Origin of the sequence: Pseudomonas sp. CC6-YY-74, assembly GCF_002025205.1 — a bacterium.
GTDB classification, from domain to species: domain Bacteria; phylum Pseudomonadota; class Gammaproteobacteria; order Pseudomonadales; family Pseudomonadaceae; genus Aquipseudomonas; species Aquipseudomonas paeninsulae.
In genome coordinates, this window is record NZ_CP019947.1 from 3,532,301 (window position 1) to 3,552,102 (window position 19,802).

Here is a 19,802-nt window from a genome sequence, read left to right on the forward strand (position 1 = left end):
ACCTTATCCACAGAAGCATCCCCGGCCTATGTGCACAAGTTATTGAAACAGCTGCTTTTTTAACCAAGCTCCGGAGAGTCGCGGGGGACTAGCAGGACAGCCGAGTCTCCCCAGCTTATCCACAACGATACCCACGCCAGCTGGGGATATGTGCATACCCGCTCAGGGCTTGTGAAAATATCGAGCGTCGTCGCGAGACCCTCTCCAGGCGTTCGCGGCAAGGCACACTGCGGCCGCTTGAAGGCGACCGCAATAGGCGAGCGTTTTTTCACCCGCGCTCAGGCATCGGTGCGCAGATTGAGCTCCACCATCAGGTCATCGGCGAGGGTTTCCAGTTTGGCCTGCAACACATCCAGGGAGAACTCCTGCGGCACCGCCAGCTGCGCTTGGGCATGGAACAGCAACTCGCTGCTCATGGGCGCCGGCGCCACTTCGGTGATCAGGCTTTCCAGGTTGACCCCGTGCTCGGTGAGCAAGCGGGTGATATCGCGGATGATGCCTGGGCGGTCATTGCCGACCAGGTCGAGATGAATCGACTTCCAGTTACCGGATGGTTCGGCGCCACCTTGCTCCAATAGCACGCGGATGCCCTCGACGCTCAGGCCCTGCAGCGCCTCGACCAGTTCGGCGTGGGCCTTGGCCGGCACCGCGACGCGCAGAATCCCGGCGAACTGGCCGGCCATGCGCGACATGCGACTTTCCAGCCAGTTGCCGCCGTGGTCGGCCACGCACTGGGCCAGACGCTCGACCAGCCCGGGTTGATCCTTGGCGATGACGGTTAATACCAGATGATCCATGACAAGCCTCTCGTGGTTATTCAGCAGTCAGGTAAGGAGGTCCGCGCGCACGGCAACGGCTCCGTTTTCAGTCGCCGCGTGGCGGCGGCAAGTCCAGCCAGTAGGTATGAAACAGCTCGTCGCGCATATAACCGAGCCGCTCGTACAGTGCCTGCCCAGCCAGATTGCTCTTCGCCGTCTGCAACTGCAAACCACAGGCGCCAGTGGTTTCGGCATGGGCGCGGGCGGCGTTCATCAGCGCTGCGCCAGCCCCCTGACGCCTGGCGGCCTCGAGCACATAGAGGTCGCTCAACAGCCAGGCCGGTTGCAGCGCCAGCGAAGCATGAAACGGGTAGAGCTGGACGAAGCCAAGCGCCCTACCCTGCGAGTCACGTGCCAGGAACAGCACCGAGTCGGCGCGACTCAGGCGCGCCGCCAGAAACTCGCGAATCGCCGCCAGCGACTTGTCCTCCCGATAGAACTGCAGGTAGCCGGCAAACAACCAGGTCAGATCGTCGAGATCGGCCGAGCTGGCCGCGTGTATGCGCATCACATCAACTCCTTCGGTAACTCGCGTAGGGCAACCGTACAGCGGTCGCAGTAGGCGCGGTTATATACACAAGCTTCCATACTGTCGTCGCAGTATAGGCAGCCTGACAAACACCCGCCGCAAGGCCTGGCGCAATTAATGTGTACCGTTTTCATGGTTTTATGAAACAATAATTGCCGTTTTTTGAGAGCACAGCGCCCTCATCGTGACTGCAAAGCGCCTCTTGGTCGCACAACGACGCGCACCCACTGATTTTCCAAGAATCTTGATGTAGTATGCCGCGCCTCGGACTACACGACTTAAACCCCAGGTCCGAAGCGGCTATCGAGTAGAGCTGAAGAGCTGAGCAGAGTGAGGCAAGTGATGACTGAACGCGTTCAAGTGGGTGGCCTGCAGGTCGCCAAAGTACTGTTCGACTTCGTGAACAACGAAGCCATCCCCGGTACCGGCATCGCTGCCGACAAGTTCTGGGCCGGCTTTGAGGCCCTGATCAACGAACTGGCCCCGAAAAACCGCGCCCTGCTGGTCAAGCGCGACGAGATCCAGGCGCAAATCGACGCCTGGCATCAGGCCCGCGCCGGTCAGACCTTTGATGCCGCGGCTTACAAAGCCTTCCTCGAGGAAATCGGTTACCTGCTGCCGCAGCCAACCGACTTCCAGATAACCACTGAGAACGTCGACGAAGAAATCGCCCGCCTGGCCGGCCCGCAGTTGGTAGTGCCGGTGATGAACGCGCGTTTCGCCTTGAATGCCTCCAACGCCCGCTGGGGCTCGCTGTACGATGCCCTTTACGGCACCGACGTGATTTCCGAAGAAGGTGGCGCCGAGAAAGGCAAGGGTTACAACAAGGTTCGCGGTGACAAGGTCATCGCCTTCGCCCGCGCCTTCCTCGACCAGGCTGCACCGCTGGCCGCCGGCTCCCACGTCGACGCCACCGGCTACCGCATCGAAGCCGGCAAACTGCTGGTCAGCCTCAAGGGCGGCAGCAACAGCGGCCTGCTCGACGACAGCCAACTGGCCGGTTTCCAGGGCGACGCCCAGGCGCCGATCGCCGTGCTGCTCAAGCATAACGGCCTGCACTTCGAGATCCAGATCGACGCCAGCACCCCGGTTGGCCAGACCGATCCGGCCGGGGTCAAGGACCTGCTGATGGAAGCAGCGCTGACCACTATCATGGACTGCGAAGACTCGATCGCCGCCGTCGATGCCGACGACAAAGTGGTGGTTTACCGTAACTGGCTGGGCCTGATGAAAGGCGACCTGGCCGAGAGCGTGGCCAAGGGTGGCCAGACCTTCACGCGCACCATGAACCCGGATCGCGTCTACACCCAGACCGACGGCGGCGAGCTGACCCTGCACGGGCGCAGCCTGTTGTTCATCCGCAACGTCGGCCACCTGATGACCATCGACGCGATCGTCGACAACCAGGGCCTCGAGGTACCGGAAGGCATCATGGACGGTCTGCTGACCAGCCTGGTCGCCATCCACAACCTGAATGGCAACACCAGCCGCAAGAACACCCGCACCGGTTCGATCTACATCGTCAAGCCGAAGATGCACGGCCCGGAAGAAGTCGCCTTCACCAGCGAACTGTTCGGCCGCGTCGAAGGCGTGCTCGGCCTGCCGCGCAACACCCTGAAAGTCGGCATCATGGACGAAGAGCGGCGCACCACGGTCAACCTCAAGGCCTGCATCAAGGCGGCCAGCGAGCGCGTGGTGTTCATCAACACCGGCTTCCTCGACCGCACCGGCGACGAAATCCACACCTCGATGGAAGCCGGCGCCATGGTGCGCAAAGCTGCCATGAAGAGCCAGAAGTGGATCGCCGCCTACGAAGACAACAACGTCGACGCCGGCCTGGCCTGTGGCCTGCAGGGTCGTGCGCAGATCGGCAAAGGCATGTGGGCCATGCCCGACCTGATGGCGGCGATGCTCGAACAGAAGATCGCCCACCCGCTGGCCGGCGCCAACACCGCCTGGGTACCCTCGCCGACCGCCGCCGCACTGCACGTGCTGCACTACCACCAGGTCGACGTGTTCGCCCGCCAGGCCGAACTGGCCAAACGGGTGCCGGCTTCGCTGGACGACATCCTGAGCATTCCGCTGGCCGCCGACAGCAACTGGACGCCCGAGGAAATCCAGAACGAGCTGGACAACAACTCGCAGGGCATCCTCGGTTACGTGGTGCGCTGGATCGACCAGGGCGTCGGCTGCTCCAAGGTGCCGGACATCAACGACATCGGCCTGATGGAAGACCGCGCCACCCTGCGCATCTCCAGCCAGCACATGGCCAACTGGCTGCGCCACGGCGTGGTCACCGAGGAACAGGTGATCGAGAGCCTCAAGCGCATGGCGCCGGTAGTCGATCGGCAGAACGCCAGCGACCCGTTGTACCGGCCGCTGGCACCGGACTTCGACAGCAACATCGCGTTCCAGGCGGCCCTGGAACTGGTGGTCGAAGGCGGCAAGCAGCCCAACGGCTACACCGAGCCGGTACTGCACCGCCGGCGCCGCGAGTTCAAGGCCAAGAACAAGGCCAACAACGGCTTGTAATGCCGCGCTGCTGCACTGAAAAAACCGCCCTTCGGGGCGGTTTTTTTGTGCCTGAGCGCCAGCCTTCTAGACTTACGTCCAATGGGCACCCTGACCGTTGCGGCAGACCATAGACACCCACAGTTGCTTCGAGGCCGTGCGGCATGAGCAAATCGGACGCTTACACCCAGGCCGGCAAGACAGCGGTGCTGCAGAACATCCACGGCACCGTGGAGTTCCTGCAGAAATACCCCCCGTTCAACCAGATGGACATGGCCCACCTGGCCTACCTGGTGGAAAACTGCCAGCTGCGCTTCTTCAGCGCAGGCGAGACCATCATCAAGCCGACCGACGGCCCGGTCGAATACTTCTACATCGTCAAGCAGGGCCATGTGCATGGCGAGCGTCCGCACTCGGCCAAGCGCGGCAGCGAAACCACCTTCGAGATCACCAGCGGCGAATGCTTCCCGCTGGCGGCGCTGATTGGCGACCGCGCCACCCGCACCGAACACCTGGCTGCCGAAGACACCTTCTGCCTGCTATTGAGCAAGCCGGCCTTCGTCAAGTTGTTCGCGCTGTCCAACCCATTTCGCGACTTCGCCCTGCGCGGGGTCAGCAGCCTGCTCGACCAGGTCAACCAGCAGGTCCAGATGCGTGCGGTGGAAAGCCTCGGCGCGCAGTATTCGCTGGACAGCCGCCTGGGTGAACTGGCGATGCGCCAGCCAATCAGTTGCCCGCCCACCACGCCGCTGCGCCAGGCCGTGCAACTGATGCACGAACAGCACGTCGGCAGCATCGTCATCGTCGATCCGGCGCTCAAACCCCTGGGCATCTTCACCCTGCGCGACCTGCGCCGGGTGATCGCCGACGGCAGCTCGCTGGATCAGGCGATCGACAGCCTGATGACCCTAGAGCCCTTCTACCTGCCGCCCGACGCCAGCGCCTTCGAGGCGGCAATCGCCATGACCGAGCGGCATATCGCCCACATCTGCCTGGTCGAACACGAGCGCCTGTGCGGCGTGGTCTCCGAGCGCGACCTGTTCTCCCTGCAGCGGGTCGATCTGGTCCATCTGGCCCGCACCATTCGCCATGCCGGCACGGTCGAGACCCTGACCGCATTGCGCAGCGATATCCAGCAACTGGTCGAGCGCATGCTCGCCCACGGCGCCAGCTCGACCCAGATCACCCACATCATCACCCTGTTCAACGACCACACCGTGTGCCGGGTGATCGAACTGACCCTGGAAGACCTCGGCGACCCCGGCGTGCCCTTCACCTGGCTGTGCTTCGGCAGCGAGGGCCGCCGCGAACAGACCCTGCACACCGACCAGGACAACGGCATCCTGTTCGAGGCCAGCGACGCGGCGAGCGCCGCCGACATGCGCCGCCGCTTGCTGCCGCTGGCCACCGAGATCAACCAGCGCCTGGCGCTGTGCGGCTTTACCCTGTGCAAGGGCAACATCATGGCCGGCAACCCGGAGCTGTGCCTGTCACGCCGCGAATGGACGCGGCGCTTCACCAGCTTTATCGATGAGGCGACCCCGGAGAACCTGCTCAAATCGAGCATCTACTTCGACCTGCGCGTGGTCTGGGGCGATCCCTACGGTTGTGACCTGCTGCGCCAGGGCCTGCTCAAGCAGGTCGCCAGCAACAGCCTGTTCCAGCGCATGATGGCCGAGAACGCCCTGCGCCAGCGCCCGCCGGTGGGCCGTTTTCGCGACTTCGTGGTGGCCCGCAAGGGCGTCGAGAAGGACACCCTCGACCTCAAGGTGCAGGGCCTGACCCCCTTCGTCGACGGCGCCCGCCTGCTCGCCCTGGCCCACGGCATCGAAGCCTGCAACACCCTGGAGCGCCTGCGCGAGCTGATCGCCAAGGGGTGATCGAGCCGCTCGACGGCGCGGCCTATGAAGAGGCCTATCACTTCATCCAGCAGACGCGCATGCAGCAACATCAACGGCAAGCCCAGCAAGACCGGCCCTACTCCAATCGGATCGACCCCGACAGCCTCAACCAGCTCGACCGACGCATCCTGCGCGAGGCCTTTCGCCAGGCCCAGCGCCTGCAAAGCAGCCTGACGTTGCGCTATCAGCTATGAGTCAGTTCACCTGGTTCACTGGCCGCGGTCCCGCCCTGCTCGAGTCGCAACTGGACCGGCGCATCGGCCTGGCCGAGCCGGCCGTCCTCGACCACAGGCCACTGCATGAACAGCGCCTGGTGGTGCTCGACCTGGAAACCAGCGGCCTCGACATGAAGCGCGACCAGTTGCTGTCGATTGGCGCGGTGGTGATCGAAGGCGGCGCCATCGACCTGGGCCAGCAGTTCGAATGCACCTTGCAGCGCCACAACCACAAGGTCAGCGCCAGCGTGCTGATCCACGGTCTGGCGCCCAGCGCCATCGCCGCGGGCATCGAGCCGGCCGAAGCCCTGCTGGGCTTTATGGCGTTCCTCGGCGACAGCCCGCTGCTGGCCTTCCATGCCGGTTTCGACCAGCGCATGCTCGCGCGCGCCCTCAAGCAGAGCCTGGGCTACCGCCTGCACCACCATTTCTTCGATGTCGCCGAACTGGCGCCGCTGCTCTGCCCGCAGGCGAAGGTCCCGCGCGGCGGCCTGGATGACTGGACCCGCTATTTCGGCCTGCAGGCGCAGCAGCGCCACAATGCCAGCGCCGACGCCCTGGTCACCGCCGAACTGGCCCTGATTCTGTTCAGCAAGGCGCGTCAGCAGCAACTGGACAGCCTGCTGGCGCTGGATCAGCGCCTGGCCAGCTGGCGGCGGCGGCCGCGCGTCCACTCGCTATAACCGCCGCCACGGACATCCGCCCGACACACTCGCCGACGCGACCCTGGCCACGCGCCACCCTTAAGGCGCACGGCTAACCGAGTGCCGCACCGAGCGCTGCCACCTGATCAGGCCTGCGCCCCGCGCCTGCCTGCCGCGCAACGCATAACCCGGCCGCCAATCCCACTGACATCGAGCGCCGCTCTCGCCATTTTTTCAGCGTCGTCCTGGCGCACATGGCTCGCTGCAGCCTAAACCCGAGCAAGGCCGTCCAGCGGTCGACTCCCGGTGCGGCATCGCGTTGAATATTTCCGCGCCGACTGCATTTATTTCGCGATATGCCTGTCTGGCGGAGCAACATATTCGCAATACGAATTTATATTTATCAATAGTTATCAGTGCATTATATAAACTAATAATCAGAATATAGATAAACGCCAATAGGTTGACACGGCCAAGGCTGGCGTCTTTAGTTGAATGTGCGAGCGCGAGACGTGCGGACAGTGCACGCAATGCACGAGGCCGCGCTGCGCAGCCGCTCTCGGGGAGAACAACACCAGTGCAATCAACATTCCTTGGCACAACAATGGCAAGGATGTGGAGGCAATCCATGAGCAAAAAGGGCAAAAAAAATCCGTCGGCCGCTCCAAAAGACCCACCCGACGGTCCCGCAAGACGCACATTCCTCAAACTTTCCGCCAGCGTACTGGCCGCCCCGCTGCTGCTAAACGGGCGTGACAGTGATGCGGTGGAGTGGGTGACCACCCCGCAGCCGGTCTTCCCGCCTAGCCCGCCCACCCAGCCCTGGCTGGTGGAGCTGCCCAGGGCGATAGTGCCGGTCCAACCGGTCAGCGTGCTGACCCCAAGCGCCGAGGCGGCACCGAAGAAAGCCGACGACGAAGCCGGGCGAGAGCCGCACCAGCGTTTCGACGAAATCGTCGGCGCGCTGGGGCCGCCGGAACTCTATAAGTTAACCGCCAAGGAAATTCCCTGGGAGTTCCATCCGGACCTGCCCACACAGACCGCCTGGACCTACGTTGCCGCCACAGTTGCCGACACACCGGACGCAACCGCGCCCGCGACCATCTTCGCGAAGTACGGCCAACCGATCCTGTGCCGTTTCCATAATGAACTGCCGCCGGGTCATGTCGGCTTCGGCAGCCCGGAGATCTCCACCCACCTGCACAACCTGCACATGTCTTCAGGCTGCGACGGCTATCCGGCAGACTTCTACAGCGAAACAATGGCAGGGTCGGCCCTGGACCAGACGGGGCCGAGGCAAGGCACAGGAAAATTCAAAGACCACTTCTACCCCAACATTTACGCCGGCTACGACGAATGGCGAGCCCTCCACGGCGAGGGTATCGGCGATCCGAAGGAGGCTCTGGGTACGCTGTGGTTTCACGACCACACCGAGGATTACACCGCACCTAACGTTTACCGCGGCCTGGCGGGTTTTTACCTGCTATTCGACCACATCGACTCGGGCAAAGAAGACGACGATAAACCGGGCGCGTTGCGCCTACCGAGCCCCCCCTACGACTACCCGCTGGCCTTTGGCGACAAGCGCTTCGCCCCCAACGGCCAGCTGTTCTGGGACGACCTGCATGTCGAGGGCGTGCTCGGCGACAAGGTGACGGTCAATGGCAAGATCGAGCCGGTGTTACATGTCGATGCGCGCAAATATCGCCTGCGCCTGCTCAACAGCGGCCCCAGCCGCTTCTACGAGTTCTATCTGGTCACGGCGAAAGACCAGGTGCAGCCCTTCTCCTATATCGCCAACGACGGCAACCTGCTGCCGGCGCCGCTGCTCAACCAGCGCAAGGTGCATCTCGGCGTGGCCGAGCGCGCCGACATCGTGGTCGACTTCTCCCAGTACCCAATCGGCACCGAACTGTACCTGGTCAACCGCCTGCGCCAGGACAGCACGCGCAAGCCCAAGGACGTCAAGGCGCCCGGCACTCGCGTACTGAAGTTCATCGTCGACCAATATCCGCCGCAGCAGGACCTGAGCCAGGTGCCCGAGCAACTGCGCGAACTGCCGAAGCTGCCTTCAGCCAAGGAGATCGCCAAATTGCGCGTGCGGCGCTGGGAGTTCGATCGCAAGAATGGTTTATGGACGGTCAACGGCCAGCTATTCGACAGCCACAACCCGCGCGCCAAGATCAAGCAAGGCAGCGCCGAGGTCTGGGAGTTGGTGAGCAAGTCTGGCGGCTGGTCACACCCCATTCACCTGCACCTGGAGGAAGGCCGCATCCTCAGCAAGAGCGTGGACGGTATCGAGGTGCCGGTGCCTCCCCACGAGCGCGGACGTAAAGACGTATTCGTCCTCGAGAAAACCATGACCATTCGCGTGCTCGTGCGCTTTCGCGACTTCCACGGCAAGTACGTCATGCATTGCCACAACGTGATCCACGAGGACCACGCGATGATGGTGCGCTGGGACGTCGAGGATCCAGATGCTTGATTCGCGCGCAGCAACACCCTTGATCAATGAGGTGAACCGCACATGAACACTCGCAGAGAACTAGTGCTGGGCATGGCCACCCTGGGCGCCGCCGCGCTCGCCCCCACAGTCTGGCGCGGTGCCGAGGCCCAGCCCCGGCTTGCCATAAACGCTAGCTCGCGCATCCCCAACATCCCGCTGGTTAGCCACGAAGGTAAGAACGTCAGGTTCTACGACGACCTGGTGCGCGACAAGGTGGTCACCATCAACATGATGTATGTCTCCTGCGCCGATATTTGCCCGACCGCAACGGCGAACCTGCGCCGCGTGCAACAGCTATTAGGCGCGCGCGTGGGCCGGGATATATTCATGTACTCGCTGAGCCTGCAGCCTGAGCTGGATACCCCAGAAACCCTCAAAGCCTACGCCAAACTGCACCGCATAGACCCAGGCTGGCTGTTCCTCACCGGCGCAGCCGCCGACATCGAGGAGCTGCGCTACAGCCTCGGCTTCTCCGATCCCGATCCAGAGGTCGACCGCGACCAGACCACCCACACCGGCATGCTGCGCATCGGCAACGACGCTTACCAACGCTGGAGCATGGCCCCGGCCCTGGCCGAGCCTCGGCAGATCCTCGCCACTATCAATCATGTCAGCCGGACGCTGACGCTTTAGCACCGGGGCTGGACGCGCAGGCCCAGCGTCTGCAAAGCAACCCACCTGAAGAGCGCCGGCATCTCTGCGCCGAAGCGAATCCCCCTGCCTGCGCGTATGCGCGACGACTACAGATCGCGCATCAGCAGTCCGTATTCCAGCGACACCTCGGCCGGCAGCGGCAGGTAGACCACGTGGCCGTCGCCCGGCGCCACGTTGATCGCCTGGCCCTGGCGATTCTCCAGGACCTCCAGGCGCAGGTGCAGGTTGCCCTGGGGCGTCATCAGCTCCAGGCCATCACCCAGGGCGAAGCGGTTCTTCACCCGTACTTCGGCCAACTCGCCGCGGCGTTCGCCGGTCAGCTCGCCGACGAATTGCTGCTGCTCGGACACCGAGTTGCCGCGCTGGTAGTTCTGGTATTCGTCGTGCACATGACGGCGCAGAAAACCCTCGGTGTAGCCGCGGTGGGCCAGGGATTCCAAGGTGCCCAGCAACGACTGGTCGAACGGCCGCCCGGCCATGGCATCGTCAATGGCCTTGCGGTACACCTGAGCGGTGCGCGCCACGTAGTAATGGGACTTGGTGCGACCCTCGATCTTCAGCGAGTGCACGCCCATCTGCACCAGGCGCTCGACGTGCTGCACCGCGCGCAGATCCTTGGAGTTCATGATGTAGGTGCCGTGCTCGTCCTCGTAGGCGGCCATCTGCTCGCCGGGGCGGCTGCCGTCCTCCAGCAGAAACACCTGTTCGGTCGGTGCACCCGCACCCAGGGTCGGCTCGACGATGCGCACGATATCGCCCAGCTCGTTCTCCTGGGCAACTTCGGCCTTGTACTGCCAGCGGCAGGCGTTGGTGCAGGAGCCCTGGTTGGGGTCGCGCTTGTTGATATAGCCGGACAGCAGGCAACGCCCGGAATAGGCCATGCACAACGCGCCATGGACGAACACCTCCAGCTCCATCCCTGGCACTTCGCTGCGAATCTCGGCGATTTCCTCCAGCGATAATTCGCGCGACAGAATCACCCGGCTCAAGCCCTGCTGCTGCCAGAACTTGACGCTGGCCCAGTTCACCGCGTTGGCCTGCACCGACAGGTGGATCGGCATCTGCGGGCAATGCTCGCGCGCCAGCATGATCAAGCCGGGGTCGGACATGATCAGTGCATCCGGGCCCATCTCGATCACCGGCTGCAAGTCCCTGAGAAAGGTCTTCAGCTTGGCGTTGTGCGGCGCGATATTGACCACCACGTAGAACTGCTTGCCCTGGGCATGCGCCTCGGCAATACCCAGCGCCAGGTTGGCGTGGTCGAACTCGTTGTTACGCACCCGCAGGCTGTAGCGCGGCTGCCCGGCGTAGACCGCATCGGCACCGTAGGCGAAGGCGTAGCGCATATTCTTCAAGGTGCCGGCCGGGGACAGCAGTTCGGGGTGACGGGGTGAAGAGGCCATATGCCGCACGCTCGAAAATCCAGGAGGGCCGCGATTCTAAGCACGCAAGTGGCGACCGGCCTTGATCTGCATCTATAAAAATCACGAATGCTGCAGACAGCAAAACGCCCCGTTTCCGGGGCGTTCTGTTTACCGCTTTAGCGCTTTAGCACTCAGTGCTCGATCGCAGCACCTGCACCACGGGGGATGCGGATGTCTTCGATGATGTGCTGGATGTGCTCCGGCGGTGCAGCAGTTACCTGGGCCACTGCGATCGCAGTGATGAAGTTGAAGATCATGCCCAGGGTACCGATGCCTTCAGGCGAGATACCGAACCACCAGTCAGCAGGCCCGGCAGTCGGGAAGATGAACTTGTAGTAGACGATATAGCTGAAGGTGAAGGCCAGACCCACCACCATGCCGGCGATCGCCCCTTCCTTGTTCATCTTCTTGGAGAAGATGCCCATGACGATGGCCGGGAAGAACGAGGCTGCAGCCAGACCGAAGGCGAACGCCACCACCTGCGCCACGAAGGCCGGCGGGTAGATGCCGAACAGACCAGCGACCACTACCGCCACACCTGCTGCCAAACGTGCCGCGAGCAGCTCCTTCTTCTCGCTGATGTTGGGCATCAGATTGCTCTTGAGCAGGTCATGCGAGATCGAGGTCGAAATCACCAACAACAAGCCTGCAGCAGTCGACAGTGCAGCCGCCAGACCACCCGCAGCGATCAAGGCGATCACCCAGCCCGGCAGACCGGCGATTTCCGGGTTGGCCAGGACGATGATGTCGCGATCCACGTAGAACTCGGTGGCTGCCGGTGTAGCAACGTTAGTCACCACCCGTTCGCCATTCACCCCAAGCTCTGCGGCGAAGGTCGGAGCACCGACGAATGGAGCACCTGGGCCGTACTGGATCTTGCCGTCACCGTTCTTGTCCATCCAGGCGATAAGACCGGACTTCTCCCAGTTCTTCACCCACTGCGGCGCTTCGGTGTAGGTCAGCCCGGGAATGCTGGTCAACAGGTTGATCCGGGCAAAAGCTGCGAGAGCAGGAGCGGTGGTGTAGAGAATGGCAATGAACAGTAGGGCGTAACCGGCGGACAGACGGGCAGCACGCACGGTCGGGGTGGTGAAGAAGCGTACGATCACGTGCGGCAGACCGGCGGTACCGACCATCAGCGCCATGGTGATGAAGAACACGTCGATGGTCGACTTCTTGCCATCGGTGTAGGTGTCGAAGCCCAGTTCAGTGCTCAGGCCGTTGAGGCGTTCGAGTACCGAGGTGCTGGTACCGATCACGTCGCTACCGAAGCCCAGCTGCGGGATCGGGTTACCGGTGATCATCATCGAGATGTAAATCGCCGGCACCATGTAGGCGAAGATCATCACGCAGAATTGCGCCACCTGGGTGTAGGTGATGCCCTTCATGCCGCCGAGCACGGAATAGAAGAACACGATGGCCATGCCGATCAATACGCCGGTGTTGATGTCCACTTCCAGGTAGCGGGAGAAGACGATACCGACGCCGCGCATCTGCCCGGCCACGTAAGTGAACGAGATGAAGATCACGCACACCACCGCTACCAGACGCGCCGTCTGCGAGTAGTAACGCTCGCCGATGAAATCCGGCACGGTGAACTTGCCGAACTTGCGCAAGTAGGGTGCCAGGCACATGGCCAGGAGCACGTAACCGCCAGTCCAGCCCATCAGGTACACGCTACCGTCGAGGCCGATGAAGGAAATGATCCCCGCCATCGAGATGAACGACGCCGCCGACATCCAGTCAGCGCCGGTGGCCATGCCGTTGAGGATCGGATGCACGCCCTTGCTGGCGACATAGTATTCGCTGGTGGAGCCGGCTCGGGTATAGAGGGCGATGCCGATATACAGCGCAAAAGTCGCGCCGACGAACAGATAGATCAGAGTTTGGGTATCCATGTTCGGCGCCTTATTCTTCGTGGACGTCGTGTTTGCGGTCGTACTGATTCATCTTCCACACATAGAAGAAAATCATCGCCACGAACGAATAGATTGAGCCCTGCTGAGCAAACCAGAAGCCCAGAGGGAAACCGAAGAACTGGATATGGTTAAGCTGTTCGACAAACAGAATCCCTGCGCCGAATGACACTGCGAACCAGATGGTCAGCAGGATCAACATCAGTCGCAGGTTATCTTTCCAGTAGGCCTTGGCGGCCTCTTGCTTAGATACGGACATATGAGGGACTCCTCGTTTTTTGTTGTTTTGACCCTTGCAACTTAGCAGTCCCAGTGGCGACCGCCAGTGAGACTTTGGTCGAGTGCCCGCGCCCAGCCGCGTGCATAAGCCTTTCCAGCCCCCAGTGGCGCGGCTTACAGGCACACAACCCGAGCCGCCGGGCACCGCCGCCCCTACCAAGGTCGAATGCGCGAGCGCCGCTCTAGTCCGGGATTGACGGGCAAACCGGCGGTTGTCGCGGTGGCTGTGGCTGCAATCGGTAACCTTCGGCCGATTTTCGGGGCCATACCGCGCTGCCCTGAGCTTCGGCAGCCGGCCATAAACCGCCTCATCAGCCTCGGCCTCGCTACAGGCCGCGCAGGTGCAGTACTGGCCACGGCCAGGCAGCGCGCCGCGCCTTCTCGGTGTATGTCGATGAGCGCGATCAGGTCTGGCTGACCGACTCCGCGGCCAAGGCCATCGTCCATGTCGAGCCGGCCGGGAACGCGTCTAGAGCGTCCCCAGCGACCGAGCAACGCCAACGTGCGGCAGAGGCTCGACCGCCCCGGCGAAGCCTGGGCGGTCGAGCCGGCAACCGATCGGCTGGTGGTCATTGGTTACTGAGTCATGCAGGCGTGGGGCGAACGCAGTAATCTTTCCACGATTGCGCTCAACCGCCTGTAAGGAGGCCGCATGTCCAGCCCCAGCATGACCCTGTTCTACTCGCCCACCTCGCCCTTCGTACGCAAGGTCATGGTGCTGCTGCACGAGACCGGTCAACTCGACCGTGTGGCCTTGCAGCAGGTCCAGGCCACCCCGACCACCACCGACGGCGAACTCAACCGGCTTAATCCGGCAGGCAAGATCCCGGCATTACGCCTGGCCGACGGCAATGTGCTGCACGACAGCCGGGTGATCCTCGACTACCTCGACCAGCAACATGTCGGTGACCCGCTGATCCCGCTACAGGGGCCTTCGCGCTGGCGGCGCCTGACCCTGGCCTCCCTGGCCGACGCGATCCTCGACGCGGCCGTGCTGATCCGCTACGAGACCTTTCTGCGGCCAGCGGACAAGCGCTGGGAGCAATGGCAGCAAGGCCAGCAGGCGAAGATCGAGCGCGCCCTGCAACAGTTCGAAGATGAGGCGATTGCCGAACTGGCCTGCCACTTCGATATCGCCGCGATCGGCGTCGCCTGCGCCCTCGGCTACCTGGATTTCCGCCAGGCGCAACTGGGCTGGCGCGAACGCTTCCCGCAACTGGCCGGCTGGTATGCCGAGAGCAGCCAGCGGCCATCGATGCAGGCCACCCAGCCGCCGGACTGAGCCTGGCAATAGACCGCGTGCCAATGGCCATGTTGCTGCCATGCCTCGTAGGAACCAGGGGCACGCCGAGTCCTGGCTGGCGATCCGGGCACGAAAGAAAATAGCGTAAAGCAGCGCTGGGACGCCGGACTGCAGCAAGCTGGCGCCTACCGAGAGTGCGGCGGCGCAAACTGCCGAGCGCAAACAGACAGCGATTCGGAAAATGCGTAGGTTGCCGCTGGTGCTTTGCCATTAAGGGTGATCGGCTCATGACCTCGAACAACCCCTATGCCACCCCCCAAGCCATAGTCGCCGACCCGCAAGCGCAGGTTTCAGACGAGCAGATTGCAGCGCTGCCCATCTCCGACAAGTGGAAACAACGCTTTAGCGCGATTCAGCATGCCGGCGGCCTCAAGATGCCAACGCTCAAGGAGCTGCCGCCCGCGCAGCGGCGCAAAGCATCCAGTTTCAACATCCTGGCGTTCCTGTTCGGCCCGATCTACTACGCCATCAAAGGCATGTGGAAAAAAAGCCTGACGCTTTTCCTCGCCTGCGCGGCCGTCGTAATCGCCCTAGGGGTGAGCCTGGATTACCTGGGTTATGGCAATATCGCCAACGCCCTCGGCTATGGCGTGGGTGCGATATTCGCCGTACGCGCCAATATCGATTACTACAAGAAGATGGTCTTGAACGACAACGGCTGGTGGTAGGGAAGTCCACGCCAAACATGCCTCGACTAACGATCATCCGCGAATGGCGTAGGCCTTAGCCATTTCCTTTACCCGCGGCGCCGGCCAGGGTATTACGGCTGCCTGCGCGAAAATGCGGCAGTCGTGATAACGAGCCGGCACTGCGCCGCCTCACCAACCCACCTAGATGAGAACAGCAGCCATGGCTGAATATGTCGCCCATGTAATCTGGCAGCACGGCGAGCAGGACTTTCTCGGCAACCGCTATAGCCGCAAGCATCTACTGCGTTTCGATGGTGGCCTGGAGGTCGCGGGTTCGTCCTCGCCTCATGTGGTGCCGCTGCCGATGTCGGATGAAAGCGCAGTCGACCCCGAGGAAGCCTTTGTCGCCTCGCTCGCCAGCTGCCATATGCTGTGGTTTCTCTCCATCGCCGCCAAGCGCCGCTTTTGCGTGGATGACTACCGTGACAGTGCCCGCGGGCTGATGCAGGCGAACGAGGCCGGTAAGCTGTTTATCGCCCAGGTGACCTTACGCCCTGCGGTCAGCTTCTCCGGTGAGCGCCTGCCCACGCGCGAACAGATCGAGCAGATGCACCATCAGGCCCACGAGGAATGCTTTATCGCCAACTCGGTGAAATCCGAGGTGCGCTGCGAGCCGCGTTTCGTAGGCTAACGGTACAGCAGCTGGAACGACTCAACTGATCACAACCAAGGAAGACCATGAAAAAGCTCGCACTGCCACTGATCACTCTGTTGGCGTTCAGCGCCTACACCCTCTATGTGATGCTGCATGCCGAACAGTCCCTGCTGCAGTTCGGCCTGCAATTGATGTCCAGTGCAGACACCGCCCAGGTAGTGATCGACCTCTATATCCTGGCCGCCCTGGCCTGCGTATGGATGTACCGCGACGCCCAGGCACGCGGCAAATCGTGGATCTACCTGCTACCGTTCTTTGCGCTGACCGTCGTGTTCGTGTCAGTCGGCCCGCTGCTGTACCTGGTGGTAAAAGCCCTGCGCCAAGACGCACCAGCGGCCCAGCCATCCGCCGCGGTCTGAACCGGAGACACACGCCGTCCTTTATCTCCAATTCAAACACGCCCACCGTCAAGCCCAAGGTGCTCAGTTCGAAGGCAGGGGAGGACGTGATGCATGCGGACTGACAGGCAGCTGCGCCTATGAAAGCCAGGATTCAAGCCGTTGAACTCAACCATCAGGTGCAGCAGTTACTCGCTGCCTGCCAGCTGCCGACCGACGACCTACAGGACGCCGCGAATAACCTGCATCTGTTTGGCTGCCAGGCTGACGACCATCTCGCCGGGCTGGTGGGCCTGCAGATACATGGCGCTGATGCACTGTTACGCTCCCTCGCTGTGGCCGACTGCGCACGCGGCCAAGGGCTCGCTGCTGAGTTACTGGCCTACGCCGAACAGCAGGCTACGGCCCATGGCGTGCAAGCCATCTACCTGCTCACCACCACGGCCGAGGCCTTCTTTACCCAGCGCGGTTACCGCTTGGCCGAACGTTCAGTGGCACCCCCGGCGATTGTCGCGACCAGGCAGTTCCGCGGGCTTTGCCCGGCCACAGCGGCCTTTATGTGCAAGCATTTGAGTGTCTAGGGGGATAGGACGAAGTCTTGTTCACCGGCCTATCAGTCCCGTGGCCCAATGCAACCCAGGAGCCTGGCAAAGGCCGCCCACACCTGAATACCACCGTGCTTGCACAGGGCGCCTCTGGTTTAGCGGACAGAATGGTTTCTATGGGCGCTTCGGGAAGATCGTGGCCGGGCGACGAGGCCGCCCTGTGGCATTCCCCCGCGACTCCAGGCGGCAGCGTCTGCTATCCCTCACGGGGCGGCGGCCCTCACCCGCACCACTCCCAGGCACGCCAGGCACGGCAGGTTAGTTGCCAGAGTTAGCCGATACCCTGGGTCTAACTCTGCAAGCATTGCCGCAATCCGATGAACTCAGATGCTCAAAAGCGCAGGTTGAAATTGCCGGTACCGAAAATCCCCACCAAACCGATGACGATCAAGTAGATGGCCACGATGTAATTCAACAGCCGCGGCACTACCAGTATCAGGATGCCGGCGATCAGGGAAATCAGAGGAGTCAGTGCAAGAGTCATGGTGTCTTCCTGGCGGATGAATGTGCGGGTTCTGCAGTGCTCGGTCAGTATGCGCGTGAATCCCTCGAGGCAATAGCAACCATCAACTGATGATTGCCCGCCCTATCGTAGCCTTCAATCCAACTGGAAACGCCCGGTGTTCTGCGCCAGCACCTGGCTGCCGCGACGCAGTTGCTCGGCCGCTTCGCTCACCGCCTGCGCGCCGTCGAGCATGGTGCTGGCGCCTTGATCGACCTGTTGGATATTGCCGCTGACCTCGTCCGCGGTGGCCGCCTGCTGTTCGGCGGCGGTGGCGATCTGCGCCAGGCGGTCGCTGACCCGCTGCACCGACTCGACGATCCCGGCCAGATCCTCGCCCATGGCCAGCACGCTGCCGACATCGCCCTCGGCCTGCTGCACGGCCTCTTCCATCAGGCTGACCGACTGACCGACCACCTTGTGCAGATCGGCAACGGTCTGGGCGATTTCCGCGGTGGAGTTCTGTGTGCGCTGCGACAGCGAGCGCACCTCGTCGGCAACCACGGCGAAGCCGCGACCCTGCTCGCCGGCACGCGCCGCCTCGATGGCCGCGTTGAGCGCCAGCAGGTTGGTCTGCTCGGCGATACCTTTGATTACGTCGACCACCCGGGTGATCTGCTCGGTCTGCACGCGCAGCTGCTGCAGGCTCGCGGCACTGTCGCCCAAGCGGCTGCTCAGTTGACGCATGCTGGCGCTGGTACGCACGCTGCGCTGGTTGCTCTGGTTGGCGATTTCACGGGTCTGCCCGGCTTCCACCGCAGCCTCCTCGCAGCTCTGCGCAACGCTTTGTGCGGTGGCTGCCATCTGCGTGGCGGCGGTGGCGATTTGGCTCATCTGTCCCTGCTGCTGCTCCACTGCCGCCAGCGCGCTCTGCGCCTGACTGCTGAGCAACTGCACGGTGCCGCCGAGGCTCTGGCTTTCCTGGTCGACGCCCTGCAGCGAACCACGCAACTGGGCGACCGCGGCATTCAATGCGGTGGCGATGCTCGCCAGGTCGTCTTCGCCATGCACCTGCATGTGCACGCGCAAGTCGCCGTCACGCAGGCCCTGCGCGGCAGCAATGATGCCGGCGGTACTGCGCCGAATCGAGGCATTCAGGCAAAACAGCACGTAGAGCGCCAACAGGGTCAGCACGCCGAACACGGCGATCACCTGCCACATGTCGCGCTGCGCCTGCTGCCGGTAGTTGCCCAGGCTCTGGGCGAACTGCTGGTACAACGCCTGCTGCAGGCCGGTCAGCTGAGTCTGCAAAGTATCGACGCGTTCGATGAACTGCTGCGGACTCAAGGTCATCGGGCTGGCCTCGAACATATCGCGGTCGATCTCGAGAAGAAACGTGTCGAATCCTTGCTCGGCCGCGACGAATGACGCCTGCAAATCACCCATCGACGGCGACGCCTCCTGACCGAGCGTCGCACGCGCCTTGATCAACTGGCCGCGCGACTCGTCCAGCGTGCGGCGCAAATCGCGGATCTTGACCCGGCTTTGCAGAGTGAAATGCTCCGAGAACACCGCCCCATAACCCTGACTGGCGAAGTCGCCAAGGCTTTCCTGCAAGCGCGGCAGAGTGAAGGTCAGCTGCTCCATCATCAGGTAGGTGTCGAGGTGCGGATCGAGAATCAAGCCGCTGTCAGTGGCCACCTGCTCGCGCAGCGCCATCAGTTGCAACAGGGTCTTTTGGTAACGCTCCAGGGCATCCGGTAGCGCCATCGCGCCCAACACCGCCACACTCAGCTCGGCGCGCAGCGCTTGCAGCGCAGCCAATTGCTCACGCGCCTGGGCGCTCGACGGCACACTCGCCAGCTGCGTAACGGCCTGCTCCAGCGCTTGGTCGAGGCCGCCCGCGCGTTGTTGCAGCAGCGCCTTGGCCGACTGGTCGGTGCCCTTCCAGCGCGCCAACAAGGTGCGCTGGGCGATAATCTCACGCTGCACCGCGCCCAGGGCCTGCACCCCGTGCACCCCCTCCAGCTCATGGTCGATCAGCGTCAGGCGGGCCAGATGATCGCTAGAGATCACCCACAACGCATAACCCAGCGGCAGGGCGAACAATACAAACAGCAGCTGAAATTTACGCGCGAAGCTGAAGCGCTCCAATACGCGTATACCCGGCTTGAGTACTCCAGTCATAACGACACCTCAACGAGTCCACCCACACCTGGCAAAAGGTGTGGCAAAGAACATCATCAAGCAAGAATTACGCCGGGCTACTCGCGTCAGCGCTTGTGAAAAAATCGAGCGCCGTCGCGAGCGTTTTTCACAAGCTCTCAGGTCAGGCAAGCAGCGCGGACGGCTGCATGCCGCCTAGGTCAACAA

16 protein-coding genes and 1 pseudogene are annotated in these 19,802 nt (G+C 62.7%); 10 read left to right on the forward strand and 7 right to left on the reverse strand.

The annotated features are described in order from the left end of the window. Positions 1–278: 278 nt before the first annotated feature. Positions 279–797 carry a glycine cleavage system protein R gene (locus B2D37_RS16040; protein WP_079203624.1) on the reverse strand — a complete coding sequence of 173 codons (519 nt, stop codon included), beginning with the start codon at positions 795–797 and terminating at the stop codon, positions 279–281. Positions 798–864: 67 nt separating this feature from the next. Continuing rightward, positions 865–1,326 carry a GNAT family N-acetyltransferase gene (locus B2D37_RS16045; protein ID WP_079203625.1) on the reverse strand — a complete coding sequence of 154 codons (462 nt, stop codon included), beginning with the start codon at positions 1,324–1,326 and terminating at the stop codon, positions 865–867. A gap of 363 nt (positions 1,327–1,689) precedes the next feature. On the opposite strand from B2D37_RS16045, the gene B2D37_RS16050 reads away from it, so the two are divergent. From B2D37_RS16050 to B2D37_RS16070, 5 genes and pseudogenes are all read left to right on the forward strand, one after another. Beyond that, positions 1,690–3,879: a malate synthase G gene (locus tag B2D37_RS16050; RefSeq protein WP_079203626.1), complete on the forward strand. Its 2,190-nt coding sequence runs from the start codon at positions 1,690–1,692 to the stop codon at positions 3,877–3,879. A 143-nt stretch (positions 3,880–4,022) separates the two neighbouring features. Then, positions 4,023–5,953 (forward strand): annotated as a pseudogene (locus B2D37_RS16055) (putative nucleotidyltransferase substrate binding domain-containing protein). After that, positions 5,950–6,657: a PolC-type DNA polymerase III gene (locus B2D37_RS16060; protein WP_079203627.1), complete on the forward strand. Its 708-nt coding sequence runs from the start codon at positions 5,950–5,952 to the stop codon at positions 6,655–6,657. The pseudogene B2D37_RS16055 and the gene B2D37_RS16060 overlap by 4 nt, the downstream one beginning before the upstream one ends. A 589-nt stretch (positions 6,658–7,246) precedes the next feature. Then, positions 7,247–9,103: a multicopper oxidase family protein gene (locus tag B2D37_RS16065; RefSeq protein WP_079203628.1), complete on the forward strand. Its 1,857-nt coding sequence runs from the start codon at positions 7,247–7,249 to the stop codon at positions 9,101–9,103. A 42-nt stretch (positions 9,104–9,145) separates the two neighbouring features. Next, entirely contained in the window at positions 9,146–9,757 is a 612-nt protein-coding gene (locus B2D37_RS16070; RefSeq protein WP_079203629.1) for an SCO family protein, read from the forward strand. Positions 9,758–9,864: 107 nt separating this feature from the next. On the opposite strand, the gene yegQ is transcribed toward B2D37_RS16070, so the two are convergent. The 3 genes from yegQ to B2D37_RS16085 all read right to left on the reverse strand — a co-directional run bounded on the left by yegQ (position 9,865) and on the right by B2D37_RS16085 (position 13,377). Beyond that, positions 9,865–11,181: a tRNA 5-hydroxyuridine modification protein YegQ gene (gene yegQ, locus B2D37_RS16075; RefSeq protein ID WP_079203630.1), complete on the reverse strand. Its 1,317-nt coding sequence runs from the start codon at positions 11,179–11,181 to the stop codon at positions 9,865–9,867. Positions 11,182–11,333: 152 nt separating this feature from the next. Next, positions 11,334–13,100, reverse strand: coding sequence for a sodium:solute symporter family protein (locus B2D37_RS16080; RefSeq protein WP_079203631.1), 1,767 nt, complete (start codon positions 13,098–13,100; stop codon positions 11,334–11,336). A gap of 10 nt (positions 13,101–13,110) precedes the next feature. Further along, positions 13,111–13,377 (reverse strand): DUF4212 domain-containing protein, encoded by a 267-nt coding sequence (locus B2D37_RS16085; RefSeq protein WP_079203632.1) that lies wholly within the window; start codon positions 13,375–13,377, stop codon positions 13,111–13,113. Positions 13,378–14,049: 672 nt separating this feature from the next. Here B2D37_RS16085 and B2D37_RS16090 point away from each other — a divergent pair. The 5 genes from B2D37_RS16090 to arsN2 all read left to right on the forward strand — a co-directional run bounded on the left by B2D37_RS16090 (position 14,050) and on the right by arsN2 (position 16,963). Then, the gene (locus B2D37_RS16090) at positions 14,050–14,679 is read left to right on the forward strand and encodes a glutathione S-transferase (RefSeq protein ID WP_079203633.1); all 630 of its coding nucleotides are present in this window, start codon (positions 14,050–14,052) and stop codon (positions 14,677–14,679) included. Positions 14,680–14,927: 248 nt separating this feature from the next. Then, positions 14,928–15,368, forward strand: a complete 441-nt coding sequence (locus tag B2D37_RS16095) for a DUF2628 domain-containing protein (protein WP_079203634.1) — start codon at positions 14,928–14,930, stop codon at positions 15,366–15,368. 181 nt (positions 15,369–15,549) lie between these two features. Beyond that, a complete protein-coding gene (locus tag B2D37_RS16100; RefSeq protein WP_079203635.1) occupies positions 15,550–16,020 on the forward strand; it encodes an OsmC family protein in 471 nt (156 codons plus the stop codon). Positions 16,021–16,067: 47 nt separating this feature from the next. Next, entirely contained in the window at positions 16,068–16,403 is a 336-nt protein-coding gene (locus B2D37_RS16105; RefSeq protein ID WP_079203636.1) for a DUF2834 domain-containing protein, read from the forward strand. A 119-nt stretch (positions 16,404–16,522) separates the two neighbouring features. Beyond that, on the forward strand, positions 16,523–16,963 hold the full coding sequence (gene arsN2 / locus B2D37_RS16110; RefSeq protein ID WP_079203637.1) for an arsenic resistance N-acetyltransferase ArsN2: 441 nt from the start codon (positions 16,523–16,525) through the stop codon (positions 16,961–16,963). Positions 16,964–17,318: 355 nt separating this feature from the next. Here arsN2 and B2D37_RS16115 read toward each other — a convergent pair whose 3' ends face one another. Together B2D37_RS16115 and B2D37_RS16120 are read right to left on the reverse strand one after the other, a co-directional pair. Continuing rightward, a complete protein-coding gene (locus tag B2D37_RS16115; protein ID WP_079203638.1) occupies positions 17,319–17,471 on the reverse strand; it encodes a DUF3096 domain-containing protein in 153 nt (50 codons plus the stop codon). A 114-nt stretch (positions 17,472–17,585) separates the two neighbouring features. Continuing rightward, positions 17,586–19,616: a methyl-accepting chemotaxis protein gene (locus tag B2D37_RS16120; protein ID WP_079203639.1), complete on the reverse strand. Its 2,031-nt coding sequence runs from the start codon at positions 19,614–19,616 to the stop codon at positions 17,586–17,588. Between the last annotated feature and the right edge of the window lie 186 nt (positions 19,617–19,802).